General features: G+C 72.8%; 15 protein-coding genes. 6 read left to right on the top strand and 9 right to left on the bottom strand.

Going from position 1 to position 17334, the window contains the following annotated elements; all coding sequences use genetic code 11:
- Position 1 precedes the first annotated feature (1 nt).
- Positions 2–1438 (bottom strand): amidase, encoded by a 1437-nt coding sequence (locus ELY19_RS19660; protein ID WP_126197760.1) that lies wholly within the window; start codon positions 1436–1438, stop codon positions 2–4.
- Between the two features lie 160 nt (positions 1439–1598).
- Between ELY19_RS19660 and ELY19_RS19655 the strand changes: the two genes are divergently transcribed.
- From ELY19_RS19655 to ELY19_RS19640, 4 genes are read left to right on the top strand one after another with little or no spacing between them, the layout of a single operon-like run.
- Complete coding sequence (locus ELY19_RS19655; protein ID WP_126197758.1) at positions 1599–2066, top strand: flavodoxin domain-containing protein; 468 nt, start codon at positions 1599–1601, stop codon at positions 2064–2066.
- A gap of 59 nt (positions 2067–2125) precedes the next feature.
- Positions 2126–3772: a thiamine pyrophosphate-binding protein gene (locus ELY19_RS19650; RefSeq protein ID WP_126197755.1), complete on the top strand. Its 1647-nt coding sequence runs from the start codon at positions 2126–2128 to the stop codon at positions 3770–3772.
- Positions 3769–4401 carry an SRPBCC family protein gene (locus ELY19_RS19645; protein ID WP_126197753.1) on the top strand — a complete coding sequence of 211 codons (633 nt, stop codon included), beginning with the start codon at positions 3769–3771 and terminating at the stop codon, positions 4399–4401. The genes ELY19_RS19650 and ELY19_RS19645 overlap by 4 nt, the downstream gene beginning before the upstream one ends.
- Positions 4402–4412: 11 nt before the next feature.
- Positions 4413–5423: a 3-oxoacyl-ACP synthase III family protein gene (locus tag ELY19_RS19640; protein ID WP_416222727.1), complete on the top strand. Its 1011-nt coding sequence runs from the start codon at positions 4413–4415 to the stop codon at positions 5421–5423.
- A 9-nt stretch (positions 5424–5432) separates the two neighbouring features.
- Here ELY19_RS19640 and ELY19_RS19635 read toward each other — a convergent pair whose 3' ends face one another.
- On the bottom strand, positions 5433–6677 hold the full coding sequence (locus ELY19_RS19635) for an alpha/beta hydrolase (protein ID WP_227966979.1): 1245 nt from the start codon (positions 6675–6677) through the stop codon (positions 5433–5435).
- A 99-nt stretch (positions 6678–6776) separates the two neighbouring features.
- Here ELY19_RS19635 and ELY19_RS19630 point away from each other — a divergent pair, with 99 nt between their 5' ends.
- The gene (locus tag ELY19_RS19630; RefSeq protein WP_126197748.1) at positions 6777–8075 is read left to right on the top strand and encodes a TrpB-like pyridoxal phosphate-dependent enzyme; all 1299 of its coding nucleotides are present in this window, start codon (positions 6777–6779) and stop codon (positions 8073–8075) included.
- Between the two features lie 10 nt (positions 8076–8085).
- Here the strand turns inward: ELY19_RS19630 and ELY19_RS19625 are convergent, their stop codons facing one another.
- From ELY19_RS19625 to ELY19_RS19600, 7 genes are read right to left on the bottom strand one after another with little or no spacing between them, the layout of a single operon-like run.
- The gene (locus ELY19_RS19625) at positions 8086–8457 is read right to left on the bottom strand and encodes a hypothetical protein (RefSeq protein ID WP_126197746.1); all 372 of its coding nucleotides are present in this window, start codon (positions 8455–8457) and stop codon (positions 8086–8088) included.
- A 55-nt stretch (positions 8458–8512) separates the two neighbouring features.
- Positions 8513–11038, bottom strand: coding sequence for a sensor domain-containing protein (locus ELY19_RS19620; RefSeq protein ID WP_164711661.1), 2526 nt, complete (start codon positions 11036–11038; stop codon positions 8513–8515).
- Positions 11035–11913, bottom strand: a complete 879-nt coding sequence (locus tag ELY19_RS19615) for a Gfo/Idh/MocA family protein (protein ID WP_227966978.1) — start codon at positions 11911–11913, stop codon at positions 11035–11037. The genes ELY19_RS19620 and ELY19_RS19615 overlap by 4 nt, the downstream gene beginning before the upstream one ends.
- Complete coding sequence (locus ELY19_RS19610) at positions 11910–13373, bottom strand: amino acid permease (protein ID WP_126197743.1); 1464 nt, start codon at positions 13371–13373, stop codon at positions 11910–11912. Before ELY19_RS19610 ends, ELY19_RS19615 begins: the two co-directional genes overlap by 4 nt.
- An 11-nt stretch (positions 13374–13384) precedes the next feature.
- Positions 13385–14218, bottom strand: a complete 834-nt coding sequence (locus tag ELY19_RS23895) for a styrene monooxygenase/indole monooxygenase family protein (protein WP_232015644.1) — start codon at positions 14216–14218, stop codon at positions 13385–13387.
- A 35-nt stretch (positions 14219–14253) separates the two neighbouring features.
- Positions 14254–14688: a 3-hydroxyacyl-CoA dehydrogenase NAD-binding domain-containing protein gene (locus tag ELY19_RS23890; RefSeq protein ID WP_227966976.1), complete on the bottom strand. Its 435-nt coding sequence runs from the start codon at positions 14686–14688 to the stop codon at positions 14254–14256.
- 37 nt (positions 14689–14725) lie between these two features.
- Positions 14726–15949 carry an acyl-CoA dehydrogenase family protein gene (locus tag ELY19_RS19600; RefSeq protein WP_126197741.1) on the bottom strand — a complete coding sequence of 408 codons (1224 nt, stop codon included), beginning with the start codon at positions 15947–15949 and terminating at the stop codon, positions 14726–14728.
- A 101-nt stretch (positions 15950–16050) separates the two neighbouring features.
- Between ELY19_RS19600 and ELY19_RS19595 the strand changes: the two genes are divergently transcribed.
- Positions 16051–17304 (top strand): PA0049 C-terminal domain-containing protein, encoded by a 1254-nt coding sequence (locus tag ELY19_RS19595; RefSeq protein ID WP_126197739.1) that lies wholly within the window; start codon positions 16051–16053, stop codon positions 17302–17304.
- Positions 17305–17334 lie beyond the last annotated feature (30 nt).

Below are 17334 nucleotides of genomic sequence, written 5' to 3'. Positions count from 1 at the left end.
GTCACTCCGCCAGCGCCGGAGTCGAATCGAGCCACGGGTTCACCTGCTCCAGCACCGCTCCCACGGCGAGCACCACGGCGTCGGCGTGGTGCCCGCCCGCGATCTGCAGTCCCACCGGCAGCCCGCCGGCCGTGAAGCCCGCCGGGACGGACAGTGCCGGCGCGGTGAGCATGTTGTACGGGTAGGTCAGCAGCCAACCGAGGAGACGGCGACGGAGCGGTTCACCGTCGAGCCACTCCGGGGCGAACCGGTCGTTCGGGAACGCCGCCGTCGCCAGCGTCGGGGAGATCAGCACGTCGTAGTCGTGCATGAACGCGGCGTACGTGTCCCACATCGCACCCTGGAAGACGTCGGCGCGACCGATGTCGACGGCGGTGAGGTGCTCGCCGGCGAGGATCACGTCGATCAGTTCGTCGTCGACCGTGCCCCGTGAAGCCCGCCAGTCGAGCAGGTCGTGCTCGGAGGCGAAGGCGGGAAGCCAGACGCCGTTCCACATCGCCTCCTCCGGATCGCCCCAGGCGGGCGTCGCCTCGGTCACGGTGGCGCCGGCCGTCGCGAGTCGCTCGACGGCGGCCGCGCAGATCCCCGCCACCTCCGGGTCGACGTGGCCGAAACCCAGGTCGGGGGAGTAGGCGACGCGCAGGCCTTCGGCGGTCGCTGCGCGCACGGCGGATCCGAACGAGGAGCCCGTCCGCGGGAACGACATCGGATCGCGACTGTCGGCCCCGGACACGACGTCGAGCATGAGGGCGGCGTCGGCGACGGTCCGCGTGATCGGGCCGTGATGGGCCCACTCGTAGAACCGGCCGGGCATGATGGTCTGCGGCACGAGGCCCCTGCTCGGTTTGAAGCCGACGACCCCGCACAGTGCCGCGGGCACCCGCACCGAACCCCCGCCGTCGCTCCCCTCGGCGAGTGGCCCGAGTCCTGCGGCCACGGCCGCGGCCGCGCCGCCGGACGAGCCACCGGGCGTGTACCCCGCGCGCCACGGGTTCTGGGTCGGGCCGAACAGATGATTGTCCGTTCCGCCGTAATAGCCCGATTCGGGGGTGTTGGTGCGGCCCAGGAAGAGTCCGCCCGCGGCGGCGAGCCGCTCCACGATCGGCGCGTCCGCATCGGCGACCTGATCCTTCAAGGGCAGCATCCCGAACGTGAGTGGGCGTCCCTTCTGCGCGGTGAGGTCCTTGATCGTGTACGGCACGCCGCCGAGCGGACCGAGGTCATCACCCGCCTCGCGGCGCCGGTCGAGCTCCGCCGCGTCGGCGCGGACCTGCTCGGCGTCGAAGTGAACGATCGCGTTGAGAGCGGGGTTGATCCGCTCGACGCGGTCGATCACGGCCTCGGCGACCGAGCGCACGGAGACGCTGCCCTCGGCGACCCGGGCCGCGAGATCGGTGGCACTGATCCAGGTGAGATCGACGGCATCGGAGGTGGTCATAGTGGCTCCTTCTTCTCTGGTCCGTGTCGAACGCTAGGCAGGGCGCCACCGCGGTGGTATCGGACGAATGCCCGATACCGGCCGTCGCCCGGAAGTCGTACGGTGCGCGGCCGGGACCGGCTGCGGGGCGGGGGCCGCCGGTCCGTGTCACGATGGGGCCATGTCGGCACTGGTGATCTGCGCGTCCTCCCACCACGGCAACACCCGGAAGGTGGCCGATCGGATCGCCGGGGTGCTGGCCGCGCCGGTGCTGGCGCCCGCCGAGGTGACTGAGGAGCAGATCGACATCGCTGACCTGGTCGGATTCGGCTCGGGCGTCTACTGGATGGCCTTCGACCCCGAGCTCGTCCGTCTGGTTCGTGGGCTCACGGCGAGGCCCCGTGGCACCGCTTTCGTCTACGCCACCAGCGGTCTGCCGGAGACGCCGCTGCGTCGGTACACCCGCGCTCTCGCGGACGAACTCACCACGGTGGGCTTCCACGTCGCCCCCGAGGTGTTCCACTGCCGCGGCTTGGACACGATGGGCCCGTTCGCCCTGGTCGGGGGCATGAACAAGGGACGTCCCAGCGCCGTGGATCTCGCCGCCGCGGAGGGCTTCGGCCGGCGACTGGCGCGATCGCAGCCTTAAGCGGACGGCGTTCGCCTGCTCGGTTGTGGTGCGCATCACACCGGCCTACTGTGGGATCCGTGACGCAGAAGGTCGCGGACGTGATTGCAAATGCTTTGTATGCGTACGGTTTTCGTCACGCGTACGGCATTCACGGCGCCAACTCCGAGGACCTCTTCGCCGCCCTCCTCCGCGCGCCCGCCGGCCGTCGCCTGACGGTGACGATCGCCAAGCACGAGTTCGGCGCGGGGGCCATGGCCGACGGCTCGGCCCGCATGACCGGCCGTCCCGGTTGCCTGATCGCGACCTCCGGCGGGGCGGCCATGAACTGCGTTCCGGCCCTGGCAGAGGCGCATCAATCCCGATCGCCGGTCCTCGCGCTGATCGGCAGCCCCCCGACCGCTGCGGAGGGGCGCGGTGCCTTCCAGGACATGTGCGCCGCCCCGCGCACCGTCGACGCGCTCGCCGTGCTGCGCGGAGTCACGGGCTTCGCCGCCAAGGTCTCCGTCCCGGAGGACCTGGCTCCCGCGCTCGACGGGGCACTCGCGGCCCTCGAGCAGGGGCTGCCCGCAGCGCTCCTGCTGCCCAAGGACGTCCAACTCGCGGAGCACTCCGGATCGGTGAACCGTGCCCCCGCCCCTCCCGGCCCGGAGGCTCCGTCGGACGAGGTGATCCGGCTCGTGCGCGCATCACGCAGGCCCCTGATCCTGCTCGGTGAGGCGGCGTCCCGGGCGGGGCTCGCCGGCCCGGTCGCCGAGCTCGCCGCCGCCACGGGCGCGGTCGTCGCCGTCGGACCCAACGGCCGGGACGCCGCGCCGCGGACCGGCGTCGTGGGCGTCGCGGGCGTCATGGGCCATCCGTCGGTGCCCCGCGTCGCCGCGGAGGCCGACCTGATCCTCACGCTGGGCACCGACCTCGACCTCATGGACCGCAGCGGACTCGACGCCGCGCTGGACGTCACCTGCGCGGTGCACGTCGCCGCCGAGCCGCCGCTGCGGGAGGTCACGATCCACGAGTCGGCCCGCGACCTGACCGCGTACACCCGAGCGCTCGCCGGTGCCGCGGGCGCTCGCCGGCGGACCCCGTGGACCGACACCGCCCCCGTACCGATCACGGTGCCCCGGAACGACTCGGGGCTGATGACCTGCGCGGACGCCGTCGACGCGCTGGCCGCCGCGATCCCGGGCGACGCCCTGGTGTTCGCCGACGCCGGTAACGCCGGCGCCGCGGCGGTCCATCGCCTTCCGCTCGGCACCGGGACGCGCTTCCTGGTGGCACTCGGCATGGGCGGCATGGGGTTCGGCATCGCGGCCGGCATCGGCGCCGCGATCGCCACCGGCCGCCCCACCGTGATCCTCGCAGGCGACGGCGCGTTCTTCATGCACGGCATGGAGATCCACACCGCGATCGAGGCGGATGCGCCGGTCCTGCTCGTCGTGCTCAACAACGACGCCCACGCCATGTGCGTGGCCCGCGAGGAGAAGTTCTTCCCCGACCTGACCAGTATCAACCGGTTCCGGCCGAGCCGGATCGCCGACGGCCTCGCCGCCATGTTCCCGACCCTGCCCGTCCGCTCGGTCACCACGCCCGACGGTGCTCGGTCCGCCGCCGCCGCGCTCCTGTCCGGCCCCGGCCGCGGACCGTCGTGCCTGGAGATCGCGACCGACCCCACGGAGATCCCGCCGTTCACAGCGCTGCTGCCCGACACCGCGAAGGAGCGTTCATGATCCCGGCGATCGACATCGAGGGAACCATCCGGATCGAGAGTCACCCGCGCCCCGTCGCGCAGCCGATCCTCGTCGACCGACTCCGGTCGGTGTACCCGCACCAGCAGATCTACGGCGACTTCTGCCCGGTGCAGTCCTACGTGGACGCGCCGCCCGACGAGCTGTACGACTGGCTGTCCGACACCAGGTCGCTGGAGGAGTGGACCTACAGCCTGCGCGGCTTCCGGGAGACCGACGAGCCGGGCCTGTGGGTCGCGCGCGACATGCTCGGCGCCGACACCGAGATCTACACCCGCACCGTCGCGCACCCGGACGCGCGGACCGTCGACTACCACTGCGCCTGGGATCAGGGGAAACACCTCTGGATGATCTACCTGATGCGGATCGTCGACGCGCAGCCGGTCCTGAACCGGCCCGGCTCCGTGGTGCTGTGGGTCAACTGCCACCACCCGTTCTACGACGACAACCCCTATCCGGAGACGGCGCCGCCCGGACGGCCCGTGTGGGTCGGCGACCTGTGGGACACGTTCTCCGCCGGTCACCAGATGGAGTTGGAGAACCTCAAGGCCATCGCCGAGCACCGGCACGCGCAGGGAGAGCCGGTCAAGCCCGCCTGGATGGCGTCATGACCGCCCCGGCGCTGAACCCGCGCATCGTCGGCCTCGCCTCGTACCTTCCCGAGAACCGCGTCCCCGCGGACTACTTCCGCGAGTACGCCGACGCCGACAGCCGCACGCTGACATCGAATCCGATGTTCGCGCCGCCCGCGTACCGGCACCACGCGGCCGCGGGGGAGTCGAACGTCGACCTCATGTGCGCGGCGATCGACCGGCTCCGCGAGCAGGTCGGCGACGAGGCCCTGCAGGCCGACGTGGTCCTGAGCCACTCGCAGCTGCCGGACCTGCCGGTCGTGGGCTGCGGCGGTGACGTGGTGCGGCGGCTCGGCACCCGGCCGTCGCTGGTGCTGGACATCCACAACGGCGGCTGCGCTGCCTTCCTGCTCATGCTGCACCTGGCGCGCACCATGTTCACCGCCGGCACCGCGCGGTCGGCGTTGCTGCTCACCGCGACCAACGCCGCCGGCAACGTCTTCACCCAGGACCGGGTGCGAACGCTGCCGCAGGCCGCGATCCCGGGTGACGGCGCCGCGGCCGCGCTCGTCGTCGCCGACCCGCAGGCGGGAGGGCTCGAGGTCCGGGAGGTGGTGTGCGCGCAGCACAGCGAGTACGCCGGCGACATGACCGCCGCCGTGGAGCCGCCACGCAAGTACTGGGAGGCCGGCGAGGGCCAACTGCACGTCGGCTTCACGGAGGCCAAGATCGCGAAGGTGTTGGCCCGCGGCAACCGGCTCGTCCCGGAGGTCGCGCTCGCCGCGGCCGCCGCGGGCGGGTTGCGCGGACAGGACGTCGGGCACCTCGTCACCAACCAGCCCAACCGCACCTTCCTGCGGAACTGGCGCGAGGCGCTCGAGCTCCCGCCCGAGCGGCACCCCGATACCTTCGACGAGTGCGGCAACCTGTTCGCCGTGGGCGTCCCGCACACCTTCGCGACCGCCCGCGCCGACGGACGGATCGGCGCCGGCGAGGACGTCGTGCTGGCCGCATTCGCGCACGCGGGCGACTTCGCCGCCGGGGCCCTCCTGCGCACGTAGGCGGAGCGCCTAGCCGGGCAGGCCGAGCCGGCGGCCCAGCCAGTCGAGTTCGGCGGTGAGCCCGCCCGACCACACCGAGAAGTCGTGCCCGCCGCGGAGGCGCAGGACGCGCGCATCCATGCCGGCCGGGCCGGCGGCCGCGGCGAACCGTCCGGCGGCCGCGGAGGACGCGGCGTCGCCGGTGCCTGCGACGAGCACCCCCGCGGAGTCCGGGTAGCGGCGCAGCGATAGTTGCGTCATCGGGTCGGCGAGGGCGTACGCTGCGCGGTCGCCGGCGAAGGCTTCGCGGATCGTGGCCTCGCGCCCGCCGCCGAGATCGGGCTCGGCCTCGGGGGAGAGCGCGAGGAAGGTGCGGAAGACGTCGGGGAACCGCGTGGCCAACTGGAGCGCGCAGGTGCCGCCGTAGGAGTACCCGCCCACGGCCCAGGCCCGCGGCGCGGTCTCGACGGCGAGGTTCTGCCGCACCCACGCGGGCACGTCCTCCGCGAGGTAGGTGGCGGCGCGGGTGCGTCGCGAGTCGGCGCACAGCGGATTCTCGAACTGCCCGCCCGTCGCGTCCGGCACCACCACGATCGGGGCGGCGCCGCCGCGCCGCTGCGCGTAGGCGTCCATCGTCCGTGCGAGCCGCCCGCCCGCGAACCAGTCGCGCGGCGAGCCGGGCTGCCCGTGCAGCAGCACGAGCACCGGAAGCCGCTCGCGGGCACCGGACAGGTAGGCCGGCGGCAGGTAGACCAGAGTCCGCCGGGCGGCGAACCGGGAGCGGGTGGGCGGTACCGTCGCCCGGACGACGACGCCGCGCTCGGCGTTCGTGCCGGGGGAGGGGCGCGGCACCGTCGCCGGATAATCCACCGGCAGCAGGTCCTCCACCGAGGGGTACGCCGAGTACAGCGAGTTCACCTGGCCCGCACCCATGAGGATCACGAGGCCGACCGCGGGGGCGCTGAGCGCTGCGGACCGCCACGACCGGGACCGGGCGATGCTCACCCCCGCCAACAGCAGGGCCAGGACCCCGAGGGCGATCCACAGCAGCACCAGCGGGTCGAGGCGGTCGGGGAAGGGCTTCCACACGAACTCGACGAGGTAGTCGACGACCGCGGTGAGCGCGAGGGCGGCACCCACGCACGCGAACACCGCCCGGGCCGAGCCCGTGCGCCGGGTGACGCTGAGCAGCCCGGCGAGCGCCGCAGCGCCGGCCATCAGCAACAACAGGGGCACCGGACCCGCCGTGAGCTGCAGATTCCGCAGCGGGCTCACCGGTCACCCTCCTGTCCTCGCACGCGCTCAGGATAGGAGGCTTCGATAAGACGGACCTGTGGGGAACCGGCGGAGACCCGTCGTTCTACCCTGTGATCCATGACACTCTCGGACGCCGCCCCGCACCAGGACATCACCACCGTGGAGGTACCCACGCACTGGTACAACCTGGCCGCGGAACTCGACACCCCGATCCCGCCGCACCTGCACCCGGGCACCCGGGAGCCGGTGCAGCCGGAGGACCTGGCCCCGCTCTTCGCGTCCGGGCTCATCGCTCAGGAGGCGTCGACCGAGGCGTACCACGAGATCCCCGAGCCGGTCCGCGAGATCCTGGCCATGTGGCGCCCGTCGCCGCTGATCCGCGCCCGCAAGTTCGAGCAGGCGCTCGGTACCACCTGCCGCATCTACGTCAAGTACGAGGGCGTCAGCCCCGTCGGTTCGCACAAGACGAACTCGGCCGTCGCCCAGGCGTACTACAACGCGATCGACGGTGTGCGGAAGCTGACCACGGAGACCGGCGCGGGCCAGTGGGGCAGCGCTCTCTCCTTCGCGGGCGCCCAGTTCGGCATCGACGTCGAGGTCTGGCAGGTACGCGCCTCCTTCGACTCCAAGCCCTACCGCGGCCACCTCATGCGCACCTACGGCGGCACCGTGCACCCCAGCCCGTCGGACCTGACCGAGGCCGGTCGCGCGATGCTGGCGAAGGACCCGGACACCACCGGCAGCCTCGGCATGGCCGTGTCGGAGGCCGTCGAGGTCGCGGCGCAGGACCCCGAGGCGCGCTACGCCCTGGGCAGTGTCCTCAACCACGTGGTGCTCCACCAATCGGTGATCGGCCTCGAGGCCGTCGAGCAGCTGAACCTGCACGAGAAGGGCGCCGATGTCGTCTTCGGCTGCGCGGGCGGTGGTTCCAACCTCGCGGGCCTCGCCTTCCCCTTCCTGCGCGAGAAGATCCACGGCCGGCAGGACCCGCGCATCGTCGCGGCCGAGCCGGCGGCGTGCCCGTCGATCACGAAGGGCGAGTACCGCTACGACCACGGCGACGTGGCGGGCTCGACCCCGCTGCTGAAGATGCACACCCTCGGGATGGACTTCGTCCCGGACCCCATCCACGCGGGCGGCCTGCGCTACCACGGCATGTCGCCGGCGCTGAGCCACACCGTGGAACTGGGCCTGGTCGAGGGCGTCGCGATCGAGCAGAACGATGCGTTCGCCGCGGGTGTGCTGTTCGCGCGGTCGCAGGGCATCGTGCCGGCCCCGGAGGCGACGCACGCCATCGCGGCGGCCGCGGACTACGCCCGGGAACACGCGGACGAGGTGCTCGTCATCGGCCTGTCCGGTCACGGCCAGCTCGACCTGCCCGCCTACGCGGAGTACCTGTCGGGAGGCCTGGCCTGACGGTGCGCCGCTACGCCTCCGGCGCGTCCGGGGGCGGCGTCGGCGAGCCCAGCGATCGCCGGATCTCCTCGAGCCTGGCCTTCGCCGCCTTCTCGCGCTCGGCGAAGGCCCGTTCCGCGTCCTGCGCGGCGGCCGTGCCGTGCGCCAGTTCCTCGGCGCCCAGCGCCGTGGTGGTGCGTCGCTCGATCTTGTCCCGGACGTGGTCGAAGGTGGGGACGCCCGCCGCCGTGTAACCGGTGACCTCCTCGTAGGACGGCGCCACGGGCCCGCTCGGCGGCGGGTCGACGATCTCCGCGTCGATCGGCTCGGGCGCCGCCGCGGCCGGCTCCGGGGGTACGGGCCGGGAGGGCGGAGGCTGCGCGGGGTCGCCGGGGTGCGTCATGTCCCCAGGGTAGCGCCGGACGGCGGACTTCCGGCCGCGCCGACGGCGGCCGTCGTCACTGCGCCGCGGCCGGGTCCGCCCACCGCGGCAGGCGGTCGATGTCGACGGGGCGGGACCAGAGGAAGCCCTGCGCGTAGTGGGCGCCGGCCGCGGCGAGCGCGGCGGACTCGGCCGGGCATTCGATCCCCTCGGCGATGACGTCGAGGTCGAGGGCCCGGGCCATGGCGACCGCGGCGTCGAGCATCGCCTCGAGTTGCGGGTCGTCGTGCCCCGTCGACGCCGTGACCACGGAGCGGTCGATCTTGACCAGGGCCAGGTTGAGGTCGCGCAGTTGCGCGAGACTCGACCAGCCGGTGCCGAAGTCGTCCAGCGCGATCCGGATGCCGAGCTCGATCAGGCGGTGCGTCGCCGCCAGGACGTGCCGCTCGGGCACCACGCGCTCGTTGATCTCGAGGATGAGCCGGGCGGGTTCCAGCCCGCTCCGCGCCAGCGCGTCCTCCACCACGTGCGGCAGTTGCGGGTCGGCGAGGTCCTCGGAGGCGAGGTTCACCGACACCCAGCCGAGCTCGGGGGCCGCGGCGAAATCGGTACAGGCGCGGTCCAGGACGATGCGCGCCAGGTCGGGGAGCATCCCCAACGCCTCGAGGTGGGGGAGGAAGCCCGCCGGGCTGAGCTCCTCGCCGTCGGGGCCGGGCATGCGGGCGAGTGCCTCGGCGCCCACCATCGCACCCGTCGCGAGGTCGACGACCGGCTGGTAGCGCACCACGACCTCGCCGCGCGCGATCACGGACCGGATGTGGGTCGCGAGGGCCACGCGTTCCTGCTGCGGGGCGTGCAGGCCGGCCGAGTGCTGCACGATCCGGTTGCGCCCGTCGCGCTTGGCCTGCAGGAGCGCCAGGTCGCCGTCGATGAGGAGCTGGGTGATGCCGTCGTCCGCCGCGCCCGATTCGACGAGACCGATCGAACAGGTGACGGTCAGGTGCACCCCGTCGACCTCCACCGGCCGGGCCATCGCGCCCCGGACGCGCTCCGCCCAGTCGGCGGTGCGCCGCGCCGCGTCCACGCGCGGGCGCAGCACGACGAACTCGTCGCCGCCCAGCCGCGCGACCAGGTCGGTGGGCAGGCTCGCCGATTGCAGTCGCCGGGCCACCACCTGCAGTACCTGGTCTCCGATCTTGTGCCCGAGCGAGTCGTTGATCCGCTTGAACGAGTCGAGGTCGATCCACAGCACGGCGAGCGCGTCCCCGTCGGCCCGGCGCTGCTCGACGACGTCCGTGGCGCGCTCGATGAACCCGGCCCGGCCCAGGAGCCCGGTGAGGTCGTCGTGATCGGCGCGCCACCGCAGCCTGCGGTTGAGCTCGCGGATCTCGGACTCGGCCCGGCGCCGCTCCGTGATGTCCGTCAGGGTGCCGATCAACCGGGTGGGGACGCCGTCGGGGCCGACCTCCATCGCACGACCGCGATCGTGGACCCACCGCCAGCTGCCGTCCTTGGTCCGCATGCGGTGCTCGACCGAGAACTCGGCGATCTCGCCCCGCACGACCGCCTGGATGATCCTCCACGACCGGGCGTAGTCGTCCGGGTGCACGCGGCTCGCCCAGTCGTCGAGGGTCTCGCCCAGGTCCTCGGCGGCGTAGCCGAGCAGTGCCCGCCACTGCTGCGATCGGAACACCGATCCCGACGGGACGTCCCAGTCCCAGATGCCGTCGCCCGCGCCGTCGATCGCGAACTGCCAGCGCGCCTCGGCGTGCTGGAGCAGGTCCTGATCGCGGCGCGCGGCCGTGATGTCGCGGGAGATGCCGATGAGGCCCACGACCTCGCCGTCGGCGCCCCAGTAGGGGGCCTTGTTCGACAGGTAGGTCCGCAGCTCGCCGTCGACCTCCGGGTACTCCTCGACCTCGTTGCCGATCCCGGAGTCCATGATCTCCCGGTCCGTCGCCATGAGGGTCTCGGCGATGGCGGGGAAGACGACGGTGTCGTCGGAACCGATCGCGAGCGCCGGGGAGATCCCGGCCAGCTCCGCGACCGCCGAATTGATGTACTGGTACCGGCCCGCCCGGTCCTTGATGTACACCAGGTCGGGTGCGGCGTCGATCACGGCCTGGAGCAGGCTCGCGACCCGCTCCGAGTGATGCGCCGATTCGGCCACGCGCTCCTCGAGGCGGCGCTGCGCGTCGCTCATCGCGCGCACGGAGGCCACCCGTTCGGAGATGTCGCGGGTCAGTCCCGCGATGTAACGGCGCCCGTCGATCTCGTGGCAGAACAGGTGCGCCTCGATGGGGAAGGTGCTGCCGTCCTTCCGGCGATGCATCGCGGGGATCACGCGCATCGTGCCGGCCATCGCGAGGTCCCAGTTGAGGCGCGCCTCGTCGGCGCTGACCTGCACCACGTCGAGCGCGTTCATGCGGAGCAGCTCCGCGCGCGTGTAGCCGGTGCTCGTGCACGCGGCGGCGTTGACGGCGACCAGCCGGCCGTCCTCGTCGTGGACGAAGAAGCCGTCGAGCGACCGCTCGATGAAGGCCCGGGCGACCTCGGGCCCCGGCGACGCGGGGCCGCCCGCGCCGCGCGACCCCGCGCTCACCGGGCCGCCGGACCGGCGGCGGCCCGGATCTGCGCGATCACGCGCTGCAGGTCGAGCCCGTGGCGCACGTTCAGCGGATGGTCCGTGCCGGCGGCGACGGACGCGAGGAATTCGTCGAGCAGCACGCGGAAGCACGCGATCGACGGGGTCTCACGGCTCTCCAGCACCGCCAGCCCGTGCGCGGAATGGGCGGACACGCGCATGACCGTCGGGAGGACGGGGGTCCGCAGTGACAGCGAGAGGGACGAGGCACCGCCGCCCTCGTGACCGAGCTGGGCGGTCCAGGTGTCGCTCGTCGCGTCGTACCGGGCGGCGTCCACGCCGGTGATCGGTCCGGCGGCGGCGTCGAGGAGGTCCAGGACGTGCGGCCCCACATCGAACAGCGCGCCCTGTTCGTGGCGCCACGTGGACGCCGCGAACCTGCCGGACAGTGCCGCGCCGGAGAGCCACTGCGCCTCCGCGGCGACGGGCCCGAGCTCCGCGGTGCGGGCGAGGAAGTCCCGGGTCTCGGGCGCGAAGCGGCGGGTGAACGCGACGATCGAACGGACGCCGGCGGCCTCGACCGCGTCGGCGAGGGCGACGGCGCCATCGAGGTCCAGGGCGATCGGCTTGTCGAGGACGAGGTGCCTCCCGGCCCGGGCCGCCTGCACGGCCAGCTGCGCCTGCACGTCCGGTGGCACGGCGAAGGCGACGGCGTCGACGGCGTCGAACAGCTCCGCCGGGGAGGGGAACGCCCTGGGGAAGACCTCGGCCGCTGCCGCGGGGTCACGGGCCCATCCGCCCACGAAGTCGACGGCCGGATGCGCGGCCAGTGCCGGGGCGTGGGTCTCCCGCGCCCAGGGACCCGCTCCGACCAGACCGATGCGCACCGTCACTCGCCAGAGTCTGCCACGCCCGCCTCCTTCCCCAACACCGAGTGGCGCCGACCGTAGAGGAGATAGATCGCGACGCCGAGCGCGAACCACACAAGGAAGCGCAGCCACGTCGCCACGGCGAGGTTCAGCATGAGGTAGATGCAGGCCAGGCCCGAGAGGACCGGGATGACGGGGGAGAAGGGAACCTTGAACGGGCGCTTCAGGTCCGGCTTGGTGCGCCGCAGGATCGGCACCGCGAGGGAGACGAGGAGGAAGGCGAAGAGCGCGCCGATGCTCACCATCTCCGAGAGCGCCTCGATGGGGATGAACCCGCCCATGAGGGCGCACACCACGACGATGATCACCGTGAGCCGAGTCGGCGTGCCGAACTTCGGCGACACCTTGGCCACGGACGGCGGGATCAGGCCGTCGCGGCCCATCGCGTAGCCGATCCGACCCATCGTCACCAGTTCGACCAAGATCACCGACGTCAGGCCCGCGACCGCGGCGATGGCGACGAGGTCGCCCGCCCAGGACGCCCCGACCACGTCGAACGCCTTCGACAACGGGGCGCTGGAATCGATGTCGGTGTACTTGACCATGCCGGTGAGGACCACCGAGACCAGCACGTACAGCAGCGTGCAGGCGAGGAGCGTGCCGATCAGGGCGCGCGGCATGTCGCGCTCGGGCCGCCGGGCCTCCTCGCCGAGGTTCGCCACCGCCTCGAAGCCGGTATAGGCGAAGAAGACGACCGCCGCGGCGGTGAGGATGCCCGCGACGCCGAAGTGCGACGGCGCGCCGCCGAGGATCGTCTCGATCAGCGGCCGGTCCATGGTGTTGCCCGTGGACTCCGCCGGCACCGACTCCGGGACGAACGGCACCAGGTTGGAGCGGGTGATGAAGAAGGCGCCCACGATCACCACGAACACGGAGATCGCGACCTTCACCAGCACCAGCAGGTTCGTCACGCGGGCGGACTCCCGGATGCCGACGGTGGCGATCACGCCGAGCACGACGATCACGAGGATCGCACCGACGTTGACGGGCGCCTCCTCCGTGAACAGGTGCGGTGGCAGTCCGAACAGGTCCGCGAGGTAGCCGGACCAGCTGCGGGAGACGACGGCGGCGCCGAGCCCGAATTCGAGGAGCAGGTCCCAGCCGATGATCCACGCGAAGACCTCGCCGATCGTGGCGTATGCGTAGGTGTAGGCGCTGCCCGCGGTGGGGACGGCGGAGGCCAGCTCGGCGTAGCAGAGCGCCGCGAACAGGCTGACCACGCCCGCGACGATGAAGGAGATCGCGATGCCGGGACCGGCGTTCACCTTGGCCTGTACGCCGGTCAGGGTGAAGATGCCGGTCCCGATCACGATGCCGACGCCGAAGCCGATCAGGTCGAACAGCCGCAGATCGCGCCGCAGGCCGCCCTCCGCGGCACCGTCGGCCTTGATCCTGGCGAGGGGTTTCGTCCGCAGGATGTCCATTCCGCGGGACGCTACACCCGTTCGTACGCCTCCGCAGACTTCTTCGCGTCGTCGATGAAGCGCTCGACGTCGGCCTCGGTCCGGAAGTCCAGGATCGGGGCCGGCTCCGAGAGCAGGCCGAACAGCGCGGCGCCCACGGTGTCGTCGGCCACCGCTCCGGCGAACAGCAGGCCGGCGGCGAAGGCGTAATCCGGGTCGCCGAGGAACAGGCGGGTGACCTCCGCGGCCGCGTGGCCGCGCTCCTCCCAGTGCCGGTCGAACTGGTCGGTGATCCACTCGGCGGTGAAGTCCGAGCCCCGGGCCTCGATGGCCTTGGCCAGCGCGGCGACCTGGATCAGGCCGGTCTGGGCGCCCTGTCCGGCGATCGGGTCGAAGGCGATCGCGGAGTCGCCGAGCGCGAGGACGGGGCGTCCGCTGCGGGTGTACCCCACGCCCTGGCGCACCGTCGGGGTGACGGCGCCGCGCAGCCACGAGTGGCGGTCCTTCTCGATGACCCGGAGCTTCTCGATGTCGGGCAGGTCGTCGGGGAAGTAGTCGCGGTAGATGCTCACGACCACCTCGAGGGCGCTCTGCGCGTCGGTGACCTCGCCCCAGCGCTGCACCCAGTCGCCCTCGGGCTTGGCGAAGCCGAGGACGCTCCAGGTGGCGCCGGCGTCCTTGTGCCAGTAGGGCCCGATCCAGATCTCGCCGTGGTCGGTGTGCAGGTTGAAGACGTTGTGCGCCCCGGCGCCGTGCCCGCGCGCGGTGAAGACGTCGTCGCCGTGCCCGAGGCCGGTGAACGCCGCGGCGAGCAGGTGCCGCTGCGGGCTGCGGTAGACGGTGCGCGCCTCGTCGACCGGGAACAGGCTCGACAGTCCGCCCTTGCCGGTGGAGACCAGTGTCAGGTCGTGCGCGGCGGCGATGGCGTCGAGTTCCTCGGGGTGACGGTCTCGACGTGGACGGTGCCGCCCGCCTGCTCGAACAGGCGGATCCGGTCGTACGCGCGCAGCCGCACGTCGATACCCGCGGCCGTGTAGGTGAAGTCCGGGTCGAAGGCGAGCACCTGCTCGAGCGCTCCCGGTTCGCCGGTGTTCAGGCGGGTGTTCATCCCGGTGGACAACGGCGCGTCGGGGTAGAGCTCCTCGACCAGCGTGTGGTCGACGTCCCGCGAATGCCCGAAGAGGACGGCGGTTCCGGTGGCGGGGACGTCGTCGCGGAGCTGCTCCGCGGTGCGGTCGCTGTAGAGGTCGACGGGGTGGCCGGCGCGGGCGAGGACGAGCGCGGCGGTGGCTCCCACCACTCCGGCGCCGATGATGGCGATGCGTGCCTGGGTCATGGTCGTGCCTTTCGGTGGTCGGTCTTCTCGGGGGCTACTACGCGGAGGGGGCGGGGGTCGTGGTGCGGGCGCCGGCGTTCCAGGCGTAGGGGAGGTCGGCGCCGTTGAGCAGCAGGTCACCGATCGCTCGGGCCTTCTGGATCGCCGGGTTGTGCACGGCGAGGGTGCGGGCGTTGCGCCAGTGCCGGTCGAGCCGCAGGTCCGCGTCGACGATCGACGCGCCGCCGACCTCGAACAGGTCGGTGGTGGCTTTGAGCACCGTGTCGATGACCGCGAGCTGCGCGTGCGCGGCCGCCAGCTCGGCCTCCGGCACGAGGTCCTCGTGAACGCGACGGTCCGCGAGGGTCGCGTCCAGCACGTCGGCGACGGCGAGCACGGACTGCTTCGCCGTCCAGGCCGCGCTGGAGAGCCGGCCGATCACCTGCTGGACGAGCGGGTCGTCGCGCTGCAGGTCGGCGGCCGCGTGGGAGAAGGTGCGGGTGCGGGCGCGCACCCAGGCCACGGTGTCGTCGGTGGCGCGCTGGGCGATACCGGCGAGGCCCGCGAGCTGGACGAGCTGCAGGTACGACGTGGCGTACGTGGCGCCCGGGGCGCCGTATCCGGGACCGAGGATCCGGTCGGCGGGAACGGCGACGTCGGTGAACACGGTGGTGCCGCTCGCGGTGAGGCGCTGCCCGAAGCCGTTCCAGTCGTCGACCCGTTCGACGCCCTCGGCGTCCGCGTCGACGAGGACGCCCACCCGCTCGCCGTCGAGGTCGGCCGCGACCAGGATCCGGTCCGCGTACAGGGTGCCGGTGGAGTAGAACTTGGTCCCGGTCAGCCGGTACGTCCCGTCGTCCTGCTTCGTCAGGGTCGTGGCGTACCCGCCCACGGAACCCGCCCCCGGTTCCGTGATCGCATTGCCGACGACGGTGCCGTCGACGACCGCCCGGAGCCACGCATCCCCCTCGGCGGTGTTCGCGAGCCGCTGGTCCTCGACGAAGTTGACGTGGACGCGCAGCGCCTGGGGAATGTTGGAATCGGCCGCCGCCAGGTTGATGAGCTGCCGGAAGAACTGGCGCAACGTCACCCCGCCGCCACCGAGCTCGCGCGGCACCCGGAGGGCGGTGAAGCCGGCCTCCCTGAGCTGCGCGATGGGCTCGTGCACGAGCTCCCGCTCCCGCTCGCGGGCGACGGCGCCCTCGGCGATCCGGGCGTAGACGGGGCCGAACGCGGCATCGAGTTCGGCGTCGGACGTGGGTGCGGAGAGCGAGGTGGTCATGGCGGACAACTGTGGTCCGCGAACGATCTGCTGACGAGGGTTCGCCGCGCCGTGAACGTATTCCGGCTGAGGCGAGCGCCGCGGTGGCCTAGGTTCGATGGATGTTCCGTCGTCTCGTTCACGCCGTTTCCCTCTCCACCGTCGGCGCCGTGGTCGCCGGCGCACTGATCGCGCCGCCGGCCGCCGCGGACGGCCCGGCGACGACACCGACCGCCGAGGAACGGCTGTACGGCGCCGGGGAGGTGCCCGGCCGCCTCGTCGCCTCCGCAGGGTTCGATCGGTACCCGCACGACCTCGGCCGGGCGCTGGCCGCGGCGCGCTCGGCCGACGAGGCGGAACGCGCCGCGGAGCGGGCCTCCCGGGACGTGTGGCGCGCGGCGGTCCGGCGCGCGCAGAGCGGCGCGGAGGGCTTCACCGCCGACGACCGGCCCCTCTACTGGGCGCGGCTCGCCATGATCCGCTCCGTGCGTGACTGGCGTCCGGCGTTCGCCGTGTCCGATGCCCGCCGCGCCGCGATCGTGACGACCGTCGACGAGGTCTCGCGCGGCCAACGGCGCGCGCCCTCGGGGCGGACGGTGCTCGTGACCGGATTCGACCCCTTCCGTCTCACCCGCGACATCCGCCAGGGCAATCCGTCCGGGGCGATCGCGCTCGCCCTCGACGGCACGCGGATCGACACGCCGAGCGGGCCCGTGACCGTGGTCGCGATGCTGTTCCCGGTGCGGTGGCGCGACTTCGGTGCGGGCATGGTGGAGCGTGCCGTGACGCCGTTCCTGCGGCCCGGACCGTCGCGTGCGGTGGGCTTCACGACGGTGAGCCAGGGCAGGCCGGGCAGGTTCGACCTGGAGGCGATCAACGGCGTCTGGCGGGGTGGCGCGGTGGACAACGAGGGCGCCTGCTTCCGCGGGGAGGCACCGGTCGCCGGAGTCGCGCCGCAGTGGACCCGCAGCACGCTGCCGATGGCCGCCGTCATCGCCGCAGCCGCGGGCCGCTACCCGGTGGTGCGCAATTCCGAGATCGCCTACGCCACGGGGACGAATCCGGCGGTCTCGACGGTGTGCGATCAGCCCCCGACGGCGGCGACCACGACGACCGGCGAGCCGCCGGCCGGGGCGCTCGCGCGGCAGGGCGCGGGTGGCGACTACCTGTCCAACGAGATCGGTTACCGCGTGACGCTGGTGCGCGACCGGCTCGCCGCCCCCGTTCCGGGCGGTCATCTGCACACCCCCGTGCTCGACGGGCTGCCCGCGGACCGGGGTGTCCTCGAGTCGGCCCAGTACCGGGCGAATCTGGCGGCGATCGTCGCCCAGGCGCGGTCCGTGGTGGCGGTGGCGGCCCGCGGGGAACGCGGCTGAGCGGGATCTCCGCACGTTTCGCGGTCGATT

The sequence above is a fragment of the Tsukamurella paurometabola genome, from assembly GCF_900631615.1.
Lineage (GTDB): Bacteria > Actinomycetota > Actinomycetes > Mycobacteriales > Mycobacteriaceae > Tsukamurella > Tsukamurella paurometabola_A.
The sequence above is the reverse complement of the archived record's forward strand: the minus strand, read 5'-3'. Positions and strand labels throughout refer to the sequence as shown.

What these genes read in the sequence shown, in the direction of transcription:
- ELY19_RS19660 (WP_126197760.1), bottom strand. Translation starts at nt 1,438, where the DNA reads ATGACCACCTCCGATGCCGTCGATCTCACCTGGATCAGTGCCACCGAT.
- ELY19_RS19655 (WP_126197758.1), top strand. Translation starts at nt 1,599, where the DNA reads ATGTCGGCACTGGTGATCTGCGCGTCCTCCCACCACGGCAACACCCGG.
- ELY19_RS19630 (WP_126197748.1), top strand. Translation starts at nt 6,777, where the DNA reads ATGACACTCTCGGACGCCGCCCCGCACCAGGACATCACCACCGTGGAG.
- ELY19_RS19600 (WP_126197741.1), bottom strand. Translation starts at nt 15,949, where the DNA reads ATGACCACCTCGCTCTCCGCACCCACGTCCGACGCCGAACTCGATGCC.
- ELY19_RS19625 (WP_126197746.1), bottom strand. Translation starts at nt 8,457, where the DNA reads ATGACGCACCCCGGCGACCCCGCGCAGCCTCCGCCCTCCCGGCCCGTA.
- ELY19_RS19645 (WP_126197753.1), top strand. Translation starts at nt 3,769, where the DNA reads ATGATCCCGGCGATCGACATCGAGGGAACCATCCGGATCGAGAGTCAC.
- ELY19_RS19595 (WP_126197739.1), top strand. Translation starts at nt 16,051, where the DNA reads ATGTTCCGTCGTCTCGTTCACGCCGTTTCCCTCTCCACCGTCGGCGCC.
- ELY19_RS23890 (WP_227966976.1), bottom strand. Translation starts at nt 14,688, where the DNA reads ATGACCCAGGCACGCATCGCCATCATCGGCGCCGGAGTGGTGGGAGCC.
- ELY19_RS19610 (WP_126197743.1), bottom strand. Translation starts at nt 13,373, where the DNA reads ATGGACATCCTGCGGACGAAACCCCTCGCCAGGATCAAGGCCGACGGT.